Source organism: Pseudomonas sp. B21-054 (assembly GCF_026016345.1).
GTDB lineage: Bacteria > Pseudomonadota > Gammaproteobacteria > Pseudomonadales > Pseudomonadaceae > Aquipseudomonas.
In genome coordinates this window covers 2375637-2388736 of record NZ_CP087204.1, presented here as the reverse complement: position 1 = coordinate 2388736, position 13100 = coordinate 2375637, and the positions used below count along the sequence as shown (strand labels likewise).

Genomic DNA, 13100 nt, shown 5'->3' with positions numbered 1-13100 from the left:
GCCTCAAAGGGGAATGGCCGACGCCTCCAACACCGGTCGGGGCCGGTAGCAAGTGACCCGGTTGCGCCCCGTGGTCTTGGCTTCATAAAGCGCCAGGTCGGCATCATTGAGCCAGAGGGTCGCGTCGTCATAGTCCGGGTCGAAGGCCGCCAGGCCAATGCTCAGGCTCACCTTCAACGCCGGGTTCTGCTCGTAGCCGAGCATCGCGAAGCGCTCGCGCAAGCCGTCCATGGCCTGCACGGCGTTGGCCAGTGTCAGGTCCGGCAGAATCACGCAGAACTCATCACCGCCATACCGGCCAGCGACATCGGCGGCGCGCAGATTCTGCTTGAGCATTTTGCCGAGTCGACGCAGTACGATGTCGCCGGCCACATGGCCATAGGTGTCATTGATGGCTTTGAAATGATCGATGTCGATCAGCGCAATCGCGCCGCGCCCAGCCCCGTCTTTTGGGTGACGCCCGCAGCGTTCGAACTCCTCGTTGAGCCGATCTTTCCAGGCGCCATGATTGAGCAACCCGGTCAGGCTGTCGGTACGGCTCAGGGCCAGCAACTCGCGCTTTTGCCGGCCCAGGGCGTCGGCCTGTCGAAAGCAGAACCAACCCAGCACCATCGGATACAGGCACAACAGAGGCAAACAGGCGTAGATCTGCGCCGGGCTGGTCATGGGCACGCTGGCCAGGGGAAAAATCATCATGCCTACGCCAATGCCCGCCGCTTGGGCCACCGCCCCGACGAGCAGGAAACGCAAGCCGCCAATGGCGACGTTGTTCATGGCCATCATCGCCAACGTGACCGCCGCAGGCAGTGGGTTGAACTGCATCGCCGCGACCCAGAAGCCGCCAAGACACGCATCGATCAGTAAATTAAGGAGTTCTGCCTGGTACGGCACCGCGCGATGCCGGACCAATAAATAGGACACGTGTGGCCAAAGCAGACCATTGAACAGCATGAAAACCCAGACCCACCGCGGCGGATCGAGAGGATAAAGGGCAGCACTGACCAGCAGCATCCCCAGCGCCAAGCCCAGGATGCGAGATATATAGAGCCTCCTGGCGAGCGTGCGTCCCTTTTTTCCCGCTTTCTGCATAGGGGCCTCTGCACCGGAGTTTCCCAAGTTATCGGGATGGGGTTGCTTGGAGTCTATCAGGGCACCATCAAATAGCCACTACCGAATGAAGGGGTATTTATTCTCTTCCAAAACTGGGCTCCCCCTGGATTTTGGCTATACATGACAAGGGGTATCAGCAAACCACCCGAAAGGAGGTCCATGGGCAGTTATCAGGTGTTGATCATCGGCAGTGGGTTTGGAGGCCAGTGCGCGGCGGTCAATCTGCTCAAGGAGGGCATTGAGGATTTCCTGCTCCTGGAGCGCCGGGATTTCTTCGGCGGTACCTGGTGCCAGAATACCTACCCCGGCGCGGCGGTGGATGTACCGTCGCCCTTGTATTCATTGTCGTTCGCCGCTTACGCGTGGAGCCGGATGTTCGCCGGACAGGCGGAGCTGCACCGCTACACCCAACACGTGATCGAGCGCTTCAAGCTGCGGGACAAGGTACAGTTGGGGGAGAATGTCGAGGGGGTGGAATGGGACGATACCGCCAGGCAATGGAGCGTCCGTACCAGCAAAGGCATCTACCGGGCACAGTTCCTGATTAACGCCACGGGGCCCCTCAGCCAACCGGTGATCCCGCCGTTCGAAGGTCGGGAACGTTTCAAGGGCAAGACGTTTCACACCAATCACTGGGACCACGCCTACGACTACCGCCACAAACGCGTCGCCATTGTCGGCAGTGGCGCCAGCGCCGCCCAGGTGATTCCCGCCATTGCGCCAGAAGTCGAGCACCTGCACGTGTTCCAGCGCACACCCCACTGGGTGTTGTCGCGCCCCGATCACACCTTCAACCGCTTCGAACGCTGGCTGCTGCGCTTGGCACCGGTGCGCACGCTGTTGCGCTGGTCGATCTACTGGCAATTCGAAACCCGGGTGCTTGCCTTCAAGTACTCACGGCCGGCGGTGCGCATGGTCCAACGCCAGGCGCTGAAGCTGTTGGAACGCCAGGTCCCGGACGCTAATCTACGGCGCCGACTGACCCCGGATTACCTGATCGGCTGCAAGCGCGTCATTCTGTCCAATACGTTGTATCCAGCCCTGTGCCGGGCCAATGTCAGCGTGCATGGCCCAGAGCAAGGCATCGCCGCCCTCGACGAAACCGGGATCCTCACCCGGGACGGCCAACACATCGAGTTGGACCTGATCGTCTGGTCGACAGGCTTTGATGCCACCGACGGGGTGGTCCCCTATCCGGTGACCGGCAAAAACGGCAGGCGCCTTCGCGATGCCTGGGCTCAATACCCGCGCGCCTACCTGGGCACCAGCCTGCCGGACTTTCCCAACCTGTTTATCGTGACCGGGCCCAACACCGGCAGCGGCCACACCTCGGCGCTGTTCATCATCGAGTCACAGATGAACTACATCCTGGACTGTATTCGCACCCTGAACCGGCAAAACCTGCGTAGCATCGAGGTGCGGCCGGCGGCCGAACAGCGCTACACCGAGATGATCCACCGGGAGATGCAACGCACCGTGTGGAAATCCGGCGGGTGTCACAGCTGGTATCAAAGCAAAAGCGGCCACGTCATCGCGATGTTCCCCGGTTTCAGCTTCACTTATCACTGTCTGACCCGTCGACTCAGGCTGGCCGATCACATTCTTTCGTGACCCATGGAGGGCAAAATATGCTGGTGTTGTTGGTGGTTCTTGCTGTGTTCATCGCCTGGAGCTGGTTGACGTACCCAGGCATCGGCCATGTGCTGTACGACACGAGCATGGCCCTGGAGGCACGCCTCTACCGGCTGCGAAAAATCACCGTGCCCATCAGCGAGATGACTGTGTCGACCTGGCAAGGCGGGCCCTATGAGGCTCCCGGCAGTATCCTGATGCTGCACGGCTACAGCGGCGACAAGGAACTCTGGCTGCGCGTTGCCCGGCAGTTTGTCGGCGACTACCGGGTAGTGATCCCCGACCTGCCCGGCCACGGCGAAACCGGCTTCAAGGCCGGCGGCGGCTATGACATCCCGACCCAGGCCCGGCGGATGATCGAGTTACTCGACGCCTGTGGCCTGGACAAGGTCCATGTGATCGGTAACTCCATGGGCGGTCATCTCGCCGCTTGGCTGGCGGCCACTTCGCCTGAACGCGTGCTGACCCTGGCGCTGCTCAATCCGGCCGGCGTCACGTCACCCCAGCCCAGCGACATGGACCGCCAGCTCGCCGCCGGCCATAACCCGTCCCTTGTGCACTCACGGGAGGAATTCACGCCCTTCTACGCAATGACCATGGCCTCGCCGCCCTGGGTGCCGAGCATGGTGATGGCAGCATTGGCCGAGCGCTATATGCAGCGCCGGGAGGAACTGGCAGAGATCTACCGCGACTTTCGCGCCAGCCCGCCGATGGAACCCCACCTGGCTGACATCCGTGCCCCGTCGCTGTTGCTCTGGGGTCGTCAGGACCGGGTGATCGACGTCAGCAGCGTGCCCGTGTGGAGCAAGGGCATCGCCGATTTGCGGGTAGAAATCTGGGACGGGGTCGGCCACCTGCCCATGATTGAAAAACCGGGGAAAACCGCAGCGTTGTATCGCGAATTCCTCAAGGGGTTGGGGCAATGACCGGCTGCCTGACTCAGCATATGAATGGTGGCGAGAGGGCTTGCTCGCGCTGGGCGGTGCAGCAGCCTGAGGTGACCTCGCTCTGATCGTTCCCACGCTCCGCGTGGGTAATGCATCCCGTGACGCTCTGCGTCACCTCCCAGAAGCGGAACGCGGAGCGTCCCAGGCGGCATTCCCACGCGGAGCGTGGGGACGATCGATCCGCGCCAGCTGGACTACCACTCCCCCATGGCCAGAGAGTGGCTGGATCAGTCCCTGGCAGAATGAAGTCCTGAAGATTCTTCGTTTGTCGGCGTTGGCGAAGGCTGCGATCTTTCGCTCAACTTTCCCACCGCCCGAACCAGGAACCTTCACAATGAGCTTCGTCAGTCCCGACCTGATCCGCCAACGCTTCTCCAAAGCGATGTCCGGCATGTACCGCGACGAGGTGCCGCTGTACGGCGCATTGATGAAGCTGGTGGAGCAAACCAATGCCCAGGTGCTGGCAGACAGTCCGTCATTGGCCGAACACCTGCGCAGTACCGGCGAACTCCAGCGCCTGGACCTCGAACGCCACGGCGCGATCCGCGTCGGTACCGCCGCAGAGTTGGCCACCCTGGGTCGCCTGTTCGCGGTCATGGGCATGCAGCCGGTGGGCTACTACGACCTCACGCCGGCCGGGGTGCCGGTGCATTCCACGGCATTTCGCGCCGTGCATGAAACCGCCTTGCAGCTCAGCCCGTTCAGGGTGTTCACCTCGCTGCTGCGCCTGGAGCTGATCGAAAACACCGAGCTTCGGGCCTTCGCCGAATCGGTGCTGGATAAGCGGCAGATCTTTACCCCCGCCGCACTTGAACTCATCGGTCTCGCCGAACGCCAGGGCGGCCTGACGGCGCCACAAGCCGAGGACTTCGTCCTACAGGCGCTGGAAACGTTTCGCTGGCACCACAGCGCAACGGTCACGGCCGAGCAGTATCGGCAGTTGAGCAGCCAACACCGTTTGATCGCCGACGTGGTGGCCTTCAAGGGGCCGCACATCAATCACCTGACGCCACGTACCCTGGACATCGACATCGTCCAGGCCCAGATGCCCATGCACGGCATCACGCCCAAAGCCGTGATCGAAGGCCCGCCCCGTCGCCATTGCCCGATCCTGCTGCGCCAGACCAGTTTCAAGGCGCTCGATGAGTCCGTCAGTTTCATCGACCAACCACAATCCCAAGGCAGCCACAGCGCCCGCTTTGGCGAAATCGAGCAACGGGGCGCCGCCCTCACGCCCAAGGGGCGCGCGCTCTACGATCAATTGCTCAACGCTGCACGGGATGCGCTGGGGGATTTTCCCAACGAAGCCAACGCCGAACGCTACAACACGCTGATGGGTGAACACTTTGCCCAATTCCCCGACAACCACGATGAACTGCGTCGACAGACGCTGGCCTACTTCCGCTATTTCGTGACGCCAAAGGGCCTCGCCGCAAAAGGCACCGTCGAGCAAACAGCCTCGCTGGAACAGTTGCTGGAGCAGCAATACCTGCGCGCCGAACCCTTGGTATACGAAGACTTCCTGCCGGTCAGCGCCGCCGGTATCTTCCAGTCGAACCTCGGCGATGCCGCCCAGAATCGCTATACCGGACAGTCCAATCGCCAGGCTTTTGAAGAGGCGCTGGGGCGCGCGACCATTGATGAGTTGGGGCTGTATGCCGAGACGCAACAGCGCTCCATCGATGAATGCAGGGCTGCGTTGGGCCTGTAGGAACAGACTGAAGGTCGGTCGTGTAAGAAGTTGCGCTATAGATCTGCCGAGAAGCTCAACAATCGGGCCGTTGCGCCTGAAGGGCCGTAGCGCCAGTGCGGTGCGCAAGAGGGTGCACTGCACTGGGCGGCCCCTGGCGCGCATTTCTATCTGCCCGAGGTAATGACATACCCAGGGGAAGCCTAAGTCTTTGAACTGTATATTTTTTTCTTGGATGGCACGGCTCTTGATAACCGTCAGGCCACCTCGGGACGATTCCCCGTCCCAGGCCCTAAGTTATCCAGGAAGGAGAGCATCCATTGGCTACCCCCGCTTACATGTCCATCGAAGGCACCAAGCAAGGCCTGATCACTGCTGGCGCGTTTACAGCCGACTCAGTTGGTAATACTTACCAAGAGGGTCATGAAGACCAGGTCATGGTGCAAGGCTTCGAGCACCAGGTCATGATCCCGCGCGACCCTCAGTCGGGTCAGCCAACCGGTCAACGCATACACAAGCCGATGATCATCACCAAAGTGTTCGACAAGGCTTCACCACTGCTGCTGGCAGCCCTGACCAGCGGCGAACGCCTGACCAAAGTCGAGATCCAGTGGTACCGCACTTCGGCTGCCGGGACCCAGGAGCATTACTACACCACGACACTGGAGGACGCGCTCATCGTCGAGATCAAGGACTTCATGCTCAATTGCCAGGATCCCGCAAACGCGCACTTCACCCATCTGGAAGATGTGCACTTCACGTATCGCAAGATCACCTGGACCCACGAAGTCAGTGGCACCTCAGGTTCCGATGACTGGCGTTCGCCGGTCGTCAGTTAATTCGAGCGTCTCATCAATGCACCGGCCAGGTCTGCTGGCCGATGTGCATTGAAGTGAACGGGGATACTTGCCCCTGAGAGGTGTTCGCCCAGTGCGACGGCCTCGGCATTCCATGCACTGGTAAAGAGCCTGACACTGGGCGAACGGCACAATACTAGTGGAACTTGCAGGATATTTCCGCGAGCCCCGTTAAATAATTATTCATCTGGAGTCGAAATGATCGACGACTGATGCCGTCCGGCTTTTTGCGCATCGGTCTCTCCCGCCTCGGAGTCCCCGTGCTGCTGTTTGCGCTTGGCCGGATCGTTAGGGCGCAGGGCGTCGTTGTCGCGTTCCACTTCGCCAGGCATCGCCGGCTCGTCAGGGTTGTGCGGCGTTTGATCGGAACGGTGTTTCATGACGAACTCCTTGGATTTTCAAACCTGGCGATCAGGCGTCAGGGTCGGCGACTTCTTCAGCGACATTGGCATCCGGGGAACGCTGATGCAGTTGCTCGGCCTTGGCTTTTAAATCTTGCCACTGCGCCAAGTCGATGGCGCCCAGGCCGAACAGATCATCATTCACCCGCATCAGCTCACTGAAGTGTGCATCAGGGGACTGCTGCCAATAGGCCTTGTCGTCGAACAACCGCTGCCAATCGGCCAGCGACGGAGGTTTGAGGTCATCGCTCATGACGGGCTCCTGCGAGGCATTCATAAGGTATGAGGGCTTGGATTCGCGGGGAGTTCCGGCAATTCTCAGTAGCCGGTCATTTCCAGGTAGCCGTTGCCGACGTGACTACCGCTCAATCGCACCGGTCCTTCCCAATAGGGAATACGCAGGTTCATCCAGGCGTTGGGGTTCAAGGCCTGGGTGGTGACGTCGAGCTGCTTGGCGGGGATCTTGATCGACCAGCGCACCGGCATCGACCGCCCGGCGACCTTGGCGGTGTCCAGTGGCGCCAGGCTGATCTCCCCCGCGTGCAGGGTTTGCGCCTGGCCCCGGGTATCGATCCAAGTGCCCGTCAGGTACGGTTCACCCTCTTTGTGGCGCATGCGATAGAGCATCACATGTTCACCGCTGTCCAGGTGCAGGGAGAACCAATCCCACCCGGTCTGGTTTGCCGTCAGGGGCTGGCTGCTCCATTCGCGGTCAAGCCAGGCCGGGCCGCTGACCGTGTAGCGCTGGCCATCGATCTCCAGTTGGCCGCTGGCCTGGAAGAACGGCTGGCTGTAGTAGTACGACGCCTGGCCCTGTTCGGATTTCTGGCTGAAACCGTGATCGCCCTGCAACACCAGCGGGCGGGTCGACGTGAGCCGCAACGCATAGCTGAAGTGCGGATCCCGGGCCTGCAATTGCATATCCGCCAGCGGGTCGACGCCTGACGCTTGAGTGCCAAAACGCCAGTCATCGATCCAGGCTTCGAAGGGTGTCGCCTGCACCCCGGCCTGCCCCACGCCGCCCCGTGCGTAACGCTCGGCGGCATGGTGGACGGTGGCGGACGTGACGGCGGCGTGGCCGAGCCAGATCGTCTGGTTGCGCCAGCCGTTGGCCTGGGGAGCCGCGTTCAAGGCGCTGCGAAACAGCGTCCATTGCACACCGAACTCACGCCCTTCGGCATCCTTGAGGTTGGCGGTGACATACCACCACTCGATGCGAAAGCCCTCATGAAGCCCGTGGTCAGCAGGAAAGCTGAACACCCGGCCGGGCACCACCGGTGTGAATGCCACAGCCTGATCGCCGAGGCCGGCAAAGCCCTTTTGCGCCGGCGGCGAGTCATCACAACCGCTGAGCAACGCCAGCACCATCAGGCCGACTCTAATCTTCATGGGCAAAGCTCCTCAGCAGATCCGCCGGCTGCGTGCGGTACAACGCATACAGCGGCCAGGCCGATGCCAGGAGCGTGGCGAGCATCGCCAGGGCCAGCAATTGCGCCAGCTGCAACGGGAACACCCGCAACGGCAGCCGCCAGCCGAAAGCCTGCACGTTGATCACCGCGTCCAGGCACCAGGCCAGGGCGATGCCCAGCGGCAAGGCCAATACCAGGGTCAGCAGCGCCAACAGCCAGGTCTGGCCGAGGTTGAGCAACATCAGTTGCCGGCGCGTCACCCCCAGCGCCCACAGCGGCGCCAACTGCCCGAGGCGACTCTGGCTCTGGGTCAGCAGGCTGATGAACAACGCCACCCCGGCCACCGCCAGGGTCAAGCTGTTAAGGGCGGCGGTAGCGGCAAAGGTGCGTTCGAACACTTGGGTCGACCAGCCCTTGAGCCGGGCCTGATCGACGATGCGACTGTCGTCCAGGCTGAACCGGCTTTGCAACACCGTCAGTATCGAAGCCATCGCGGACGGCTCGATACGCAGGTTAAAGCGATTCGGCGTCAGGTCCGGCCAGTGCGCCCGCAAATGATCGGCATTGACCAGCACATGGCCCTTGGGATTGCCATAGTCGGCATAGATCCCGACGACCTGCGGCGTCCACGGCCCGGTGGGGGTCGGGATAGTCAACGGGTCGCCGATCCTCACCTTGAGGCGCCGAGCCAGCTGTTCGCTGAGCATCAGCGTGTCGGCGTGGGTGAGTTGTGTCCAAGGCTCGTCAATGGCCGACTCCAACAGCGGCCAATGCTGGCGATAGTGGGGATGATCGATGATGCCGTAGATATCCGTCGGCCAGCCTTGCAACGGGATCGATACCTGCCAGATGGGCACGACGGCAGTGATCGCCGGTTGCTGCTTGAGCCAGGCGTGCAACTCCACCGCCTGGGCCGGGGTTTGCGGATTGATATACAACTCGGCGCTCAGCCGTTGTTCGAGCCAGTTGCTGAAGGTCTGGCGGAAGCCTGCAGTCATGCTGCCGGCACCGATATTGGCCGCCAGCGCCAGCAACAAAGCCATCAGCGCCAGGCTCAACGTCGGCAGTTGCTGGCGGCAATCGGCGAGAAACCATTGCCCGAGCACCGAACGGCTGCGGCGCACCAGCAGGTTCAGCGTGCGATTGAGCAACACCGGCAAGGCCAGCGCCGCCCCCAGCAACAAGCTGGTCATCAAGACAAAACCGCTGGCCAGGCTGTCGCCCCAGATCAACGCCGACACGGCGATCAGCGCCGCCAATGTCGCCACCCAACCCTGGCGTCGCAACCAGCGCGCATGGGCCTCATGCCAGGCCTGGGGATTGGCCAACGCCAGCAAAGGCAGGCGCGCGGCCCGCAGCAAGCTGTCGGCCCCGGCCAACAACGCACCCAACAGGCTCAAGCCTACGCCACTGAGCCACCACCACGGGCTGAGGTTCAGGTGCCCGGCCACTTCGGCACCGTACAAGCCCCGCAGGCTCGCCGCGACATCGGGTAACAACAAGCTCGCCAGCCAATAACCGCTGAGCACCCCGGCGATCCCGCCCAACAAGGCCAGCGCGCCCAATTCAAGGGCCAGGCAGGTGATCAACACCCGCGCACTGATGCCACAGGCCCGCAGGGTTCGCAGCAGACTGCGACGCTGTTCCAGGGCCAGGCCGATAGCCGCGTGGACAATGAACAACCCCACTACGAAGGAGAGAAATCCCAAGGCGTCGAGGTTCAGGTGAAAGCTTTCGGTCAGGCGCGACAGGTTGTTTTCTTCATCGGCGCGCTTGAATTGCAGCCGGCCGTTGAACGCCTCCGGCAACGCCGCAGTGAACGTGGCGGGCAACAACAGTCGTGACAACTGGTCCGGCAGCCCGAGTACCTGTTGGGCAAAACCGATGTCCATCAACAACACGCCCGGCGCCATGTCCGCCTGGGCGTGCAGTGGCGGCAGGGATTGCCCTTCGACCGTTTGAGGCCGGTCGCCCTCGCCCATCCCCAAGGCTTGCAAGGTTTGTGGAGCAATCCAGGTGCGACCCGGATCGCTGAAGAACTCCACCACCTCGGTGATCTCCCGCGCCTGCCCCGCCAGCGCCGCACCGGGGGGCAGCGACACCGGGTCGATGCCCATCAGTTGCAGACGCTGGTCTTCGCGCCCCTTGAGCATCACCCGTGCTTGCACCACCGGCGACACCGGCCAGCCGTGGCGCCGCAGGTCGACAAACCATTGCTGAGGGAAGGTGCCGCTACCAGGCGCACTGAGGCTGGCCTGGGGTTCGCCGCCGATAAGCTGGCTGGCCCGGGCGTAGCTGTCCCGGGCCTGACTGTTCAGCGCCTGCACGCCGGTGAGCAGGCCGGTGGCGAGCCAGAGCCCGGTCAGTACGCTGAAGAACTGCACCGGGTGCTGGCGCCAATGGCTGAGCAGCGCCTTGAGGGTCTGGCGAAAGATCATCACCCCTGGGCCACCTGCGCCAGGCGCCCATGGTGCAACACCACGCGATGGGCCAGGCGCGCCGCCACCCGGGGACTGTGGGTGACCATCAGCAGGCTGGTGGGGCTGCCGTCCAGCAATTCCAACAACAGTTGCAACACCTCGTCGCTGGTGGCTTCGTCGAGGCTGCCGGTGGGTTCGTCAGCCAACAACAACGGCGGCCGTGAGGCCAGCGCCCGCCCCAGCGCCACCCGTTGCTGCTGTCCGCCGGAAAGCTGTTCGGGATAACGTCGCAGCAAGTCTTTCAGCCCGAGCCGCTGCACCAGATGAGCCTGCCAGGCAGGGTCATGGCGGCCGCACAGCCGCGCCTGGAACGCCAGGTTGTCCTCCACCGGCAAGCTGCTGATGAGGTTGAACTGCTGGAACACCAGGCCGATTTCCGTGCGTCGCCAGTTCGCCAATTGGCTTTCGCTCATGCCGTCGAGCCGATACTCGCCGCTGCGAATGCTGCCGCGATCCACCTTGTCCAGACCGGCGACCAGGTGCAACAACGTGCTCTTGCCACTGCCCGACTCCCCCATCAACGCCAGGCTGCTGCCCGGCTTCAGCGTGAGGTCGACGCCCTGCAGCACCGGCAACGGGCCTTGCGGCGTGGTGTAGCTTTTGAAGACGTCGTGGACCTCAAGCATGGTAAAGCTCGACAGATAAGCGAGGGAGTCAGGATAGCGGAGGTTGAAGCGCAGTGAGAGCCCTTGGGGGAAGTTACGCGTGAGCGCATCGCGCCCACGACGATCAATGCCCCGCCGCCATTTCAACCTGTCCGGTTGGCGGTGTCACGACGCTGCTCAGATCAATGTGTTTCCACGCCGGCTTGGCCCCCAGCCGTGCGTTGAAACGATAGTTGAAGGTGAAGTCGTCATTGGTCAGTTGGCTTAAGGACCTGCCATAGGTCGCTTCGACCCCGGCCGGGTCATACCCCATCAGCTGCAACAGTGTCGGGAAGATGTTGTAGTGGCTCGAGCGGTCCTTGTTTTGCGCCCAGGCATCGCGCCAATCGAGGGTGCGCAGTTGACTGCCCTGAATCACCACCAACGGCACCAATCCCTCTTCCGCCACCGGGTTACCGTCGCAGTGGGTGTTGAGCCCGGGGTTGCCGCGCTCGTGCAGGTCCTGGCCGTGGTCGGAGGTGTAGATCAGCACAGCGTTGCTCAGATTGGCCTGCTGAAAAATCCGCTTGAAGAACTCACCGATGTTCCACAGCAAGGTGTTCTGGTAGGCGTTGCGGTACAACAGCCAATCATCTTTCTGCCCATTGAAGCCGTCGCGGCTGCCGGTATCGGTCACTTCCTGGAACTGTCCGCGCGGCAAGGCCGGGCGGTAGTTCATGAAATCATCGGGGTATTTGTCGTGTACCGGGAAATGCGCCCCCACCTTGTTGATCAGCACCAGTTCGGCCTGGTGGTCGCCCAGCAGTTCGATCAACTTCGCCGCCACCGCCATGTCGCGGTCGCGCACGCTGACCTGGTCGAATTGGACGAATTCGTCGATGTCCTGTTTTTCCAGTTTGGTCATCAGGTTCTGCAGGTTGCCGCCGGTGCGCTGGGCGTCGATGTAGACGGTACGCAAGCCGGCCTTTTTGGCATACTGCCAGATCGAAGGCAAGGTACTGTTGATGCGCACGTAGTCGGCGCGAGTGCCACCGTAACGCAAGGTGACGTTGGTATCGGCGCTGCAGTTGGCGATCGAGGCCGCGTAGCCGAAATTAAAAATGTCCACGCCATCAGGCGGCGTCTTCAGCCCGCTGTACACGCCGGACGGCGTATTGATATCCAGATAATTGCCAGCGATGCTTTCATCGATGATCAGCACGATGTCATGCTCGATCGCCGACGTTCGCCTTGCCAGCCTGACCGGTTCCCGGGGGCCGATGGTATTGTGCAAGGACTCATAGGCAAAGAGATTCAAATAGGCCAACGGCGTGTACATCACCGGCAGGCCGCGCGCGCCCTCGCCCGCCCGCACGAACAACACAGCGCTGAGCAATAACACTCCCATCACGGGCGCAGCGATGGGCAGAAAACCGGGCAACGACACCGAGCGGCGAGGCTTCAGGCCAAGCCCCAACAACAGCAACAAGCCAGCGGCCGCGGCGCTGATGATCACCTCGCGATACTGATAGGCCGCCTCTTGGATGAAACCGCCGGAGTACACCAGTGACACGAACTGGCTGTAGGTCAGGTAGCTGTCGGTCACCCGGGTGTACACCTCGAAGAACACCGCCGAAGCAAACATCGCCAGCGCGAACAGATGCCGCAGCAAGGTCTGGCGGATGTAGGCGCTCATCCACAACGCCACCACCAAAGCGCCGAACATCGCAACGAACAACAGCGTGGCAAAACCAAAACCCAGCGCCCCCAGACGGTCAAGGTAATAGTCATACCCCCGCACCAGGTACAGCACCAACAGCAGTTCCTTGAGGTATCGGGCCATGTGTTTCTCGACGGTGTCGCGGCGTTGAGGAGAGGTTCTTTTCTGCACATTAGCAGTGAGTTTTCAAAGCGCAAGAAATGACGCCTATCAGCAGAGCGTCAAAAAATAGTTACCCCAAAAATGACACGAATCCACGTCACAAAATGT

The 13100-nt window shown here is 61.9% G+C and carries 11 protein-coding genes; 4 read left to right on the top strand and 7 right to left on the bottom strand.

The window, feature by feature from the left end; all coding sequences use genetic code 11:
* Nucleotides 1-3 precede the first annotated feature (3 nt).
* Nucleotides 4-1089 (bottom strand): diguanylate cyclase, encoded by a 1086-nt coding sequence (locus LOY70_RS10725; RefSeq protein ID WP_265036151.1) that lies wholly within the window; start codon nt 1087-1089, stop codon nt 4-6.
* A gap of 180 nt (nt 1090-1269) precedes the next feature.
* On the opposite strand from LOY70_RS10725, the gene LOY70_RS10720 reads away from it, so the two are divergent.
* The 4 genes from LOY70_RS10720 to LOY70_RS10705 all read left to right on the top strand — a co-directional run bounded on the left by LOY70_RS10720 (nt 1270) and on the right by LOY70_RS10705 (nt 6218).
* On the top strand, nt 1270-2721 hold the full coding sequence (locus LOY70_RS10720) for a flavin-containing monooxygenase (protein WP_265036149.1): 1452 nt from the start codon (nt 1270-1272) through the stop codon (nt 2719-2721).
* 17 nt (nt 2722-2738) lie between these two features.
* Nucleotides 2739-3668 (top strand): alpha/beta fold hydrolase, encoded by a 930-nt coding sequence (locus LOY70_RS10715; RefSeq protein WP_265036147.1) that lies wholly within the window; start codon nt 2739-2741, stop codon nt 3666-3668.
* A 355-nt stretch (nt 3669-4023) separates the two neighbouring features.
* The gene (locus tag LOY70_RS10710; RefSeq protein WP_265036146.1) at nt 4024-5400 is read left to right on the top strand and encodes a VOC family protein; all 1377 of its coding nucleotides are present in this window, start codon (nt 4024-4026) and stop codon (nt 5398-5400) included.
* Between the two features lie 299 nt (nt 5401-5699).
* A complete protein-coding gene (locus LOY70_RS10705) occupies nt 5700-6218 on the top strand; it encodes an Hcp family type VI secretion system effector (RefSeq protein ID WP_123414363.1) in 519 nt (172 codons plus the stop codon).
* A 197-nt stretch (nt 6219-6415) separates the two neighbouring features.
* Here the strand turns inward: LOY70_RS10705 and LOY70_RS10700 are convergent, their stop codons facing one another.
* From LOY70_RS10700 to LOY70_RS10675, 6 genes are all read right to left on the bottom strand, one after another.
* Nucleotides 6416-6616: a hypothetical protein gene (locus LOY70_RS10700; protein ID WP_265036143.1), complete on the bottom strand. Its 201-nt coding sequence runs from the start codon at nt 6614-6616 to the stop codon at nt 6416-6418.
* A 31-nt stretch (nt 6617-6647) separates the two neighbouring features.
* Nucleotides 6648-6890: a hypothetical protein gene (locus LOY70_RS10695; RefSeq protein ID WP_123341856.1), complete on the bottom strand. Its 243-nt coding sequence runs from the start codon at nt 6888-6890 to the stop codon at nt 6648-6650.
* A gap of 65 nt (nt 6891-6955) precedes the next feature.
* Nucleotides 6956-8026 (bottom strand): lipocalin-like domain-containing protein, encoded by a 1071-nt coding sequence (locus LOY70_RS10690; protein ID WP_265036140.1) that lies wholly within the window; start codon nt 8024-8026, stop codon nt 6956-6958.
* Nucleotides 8016-10487, bottom strand: a complete 2472-nt coding sequence (locus tag LOY70_RS10685; protein WP_265036139.1) for an ABC transporter permease — start codon at nt 10485-10487, stop codon at nt 8016-8018. The genes LOY70_RS10690 and LOY70_RS10685 overlap by 11 nt, the downstream gene beginning before the upstream one ends.
* The gene (locus LOY70_RS10680; protein WP_123341859.1) at nt 10484-11152 is read right to left on the bottom strand and encodes an ABC transporter ATP-binding protein; all 669 of its coding nucleotides are present in this window, start codon (nt 11150-11152) and stop codon (nt 10484-10486) included. The genes LOY70_RS10685 and LOY70_RS10680 overlap by 4 nt, the downstream gene beginning before the upstream one ends.
* Nucleotides 11153-11255: 103 nt before the next feature.
* The gene (locus tag LOY70_RS10675) at nt 11256-12953 is read right to left on the bottom strand and encodes a sulfatase-like hydrolase/transferase (RefSeq protein WP_265036136.1); all 1698 of its coding nucleotides are present in this window, start codon (nt 12951-12953) and stop codon (nt 11256-11258) included.
* Nucleotides 12954-13100 lie beyond the last annotated feature (147 nt).

Excerpts from the sequence above, each read along its gene's own strand:
- LOY70_RS10725 (WP_265036151.1), bottom strand. The coding sequence starts at position 1,089 with ATGCAGAAAGCGGGAAAAAAGGGACGCACGCTCGCCAGGAGGCTCTAT.
- LOY70_RS10720 (WP_265036149.1), top strand. The coding sequence starts at position 1,270 with ATGGGCAGTTATCAGGTGTTGATCATCGGCAGTGGGTTTGGAGGCCAG.
- LOY70_RS10715 (WP_265036147.1), top strand. The coding sequence starts at position 2,739 with ATGCTGGTGTTGTTGGTGGTTCTTGCTGTGTTCATCGCCTGGAGCTGG.
- LOY70_RS10710 (WP_265036146.1), top strand. The coding sequence starts at position 4,024 with ATGAGCTTCGTCAGTCCCGACCTGATCCGCCAACGCTTCTCCAAAGCG.
- LOY70_RS10700 (WP_265036143.1), bottom strand. The coding sequence starts at position 6,616 with ATGAAACACCGTTCCGATCAAACGCCGCACAACCCTGACGAGCCGGCG.
- LOY70_RS10695 (WP_123341856.1), bottom strand. The coding sequence starts at position 6,890 with ATGAGCGATGACCTCAAACCTCCGTCGCTGGCCGATTGGCAGCGGTTG.
- LOY70_RS10690 (WP_265036140.1), bottom strand. The coding sequence starts at position 8,026 with ATGAAGATTAGAGTCGGCCTGATGGTGCTGGCGTTGCTCAGCGGTTGT.
- LOY70_RS10680 (WP_123341859.1), bottom strand. The coding sequence starts at position 11,152 with ATGCTTGAGGTCCACGACGTCTTCAAAAGCTACACCACGCCGCAAGGC.
- LOY70_RS10675 (WP_265036136.1), bottom strand. The coding sequence starts at position 12,953 with ATGGCCCGATACCTCAAGGAACTGCTGTTGGTGCTGTACCTGGTGCGG.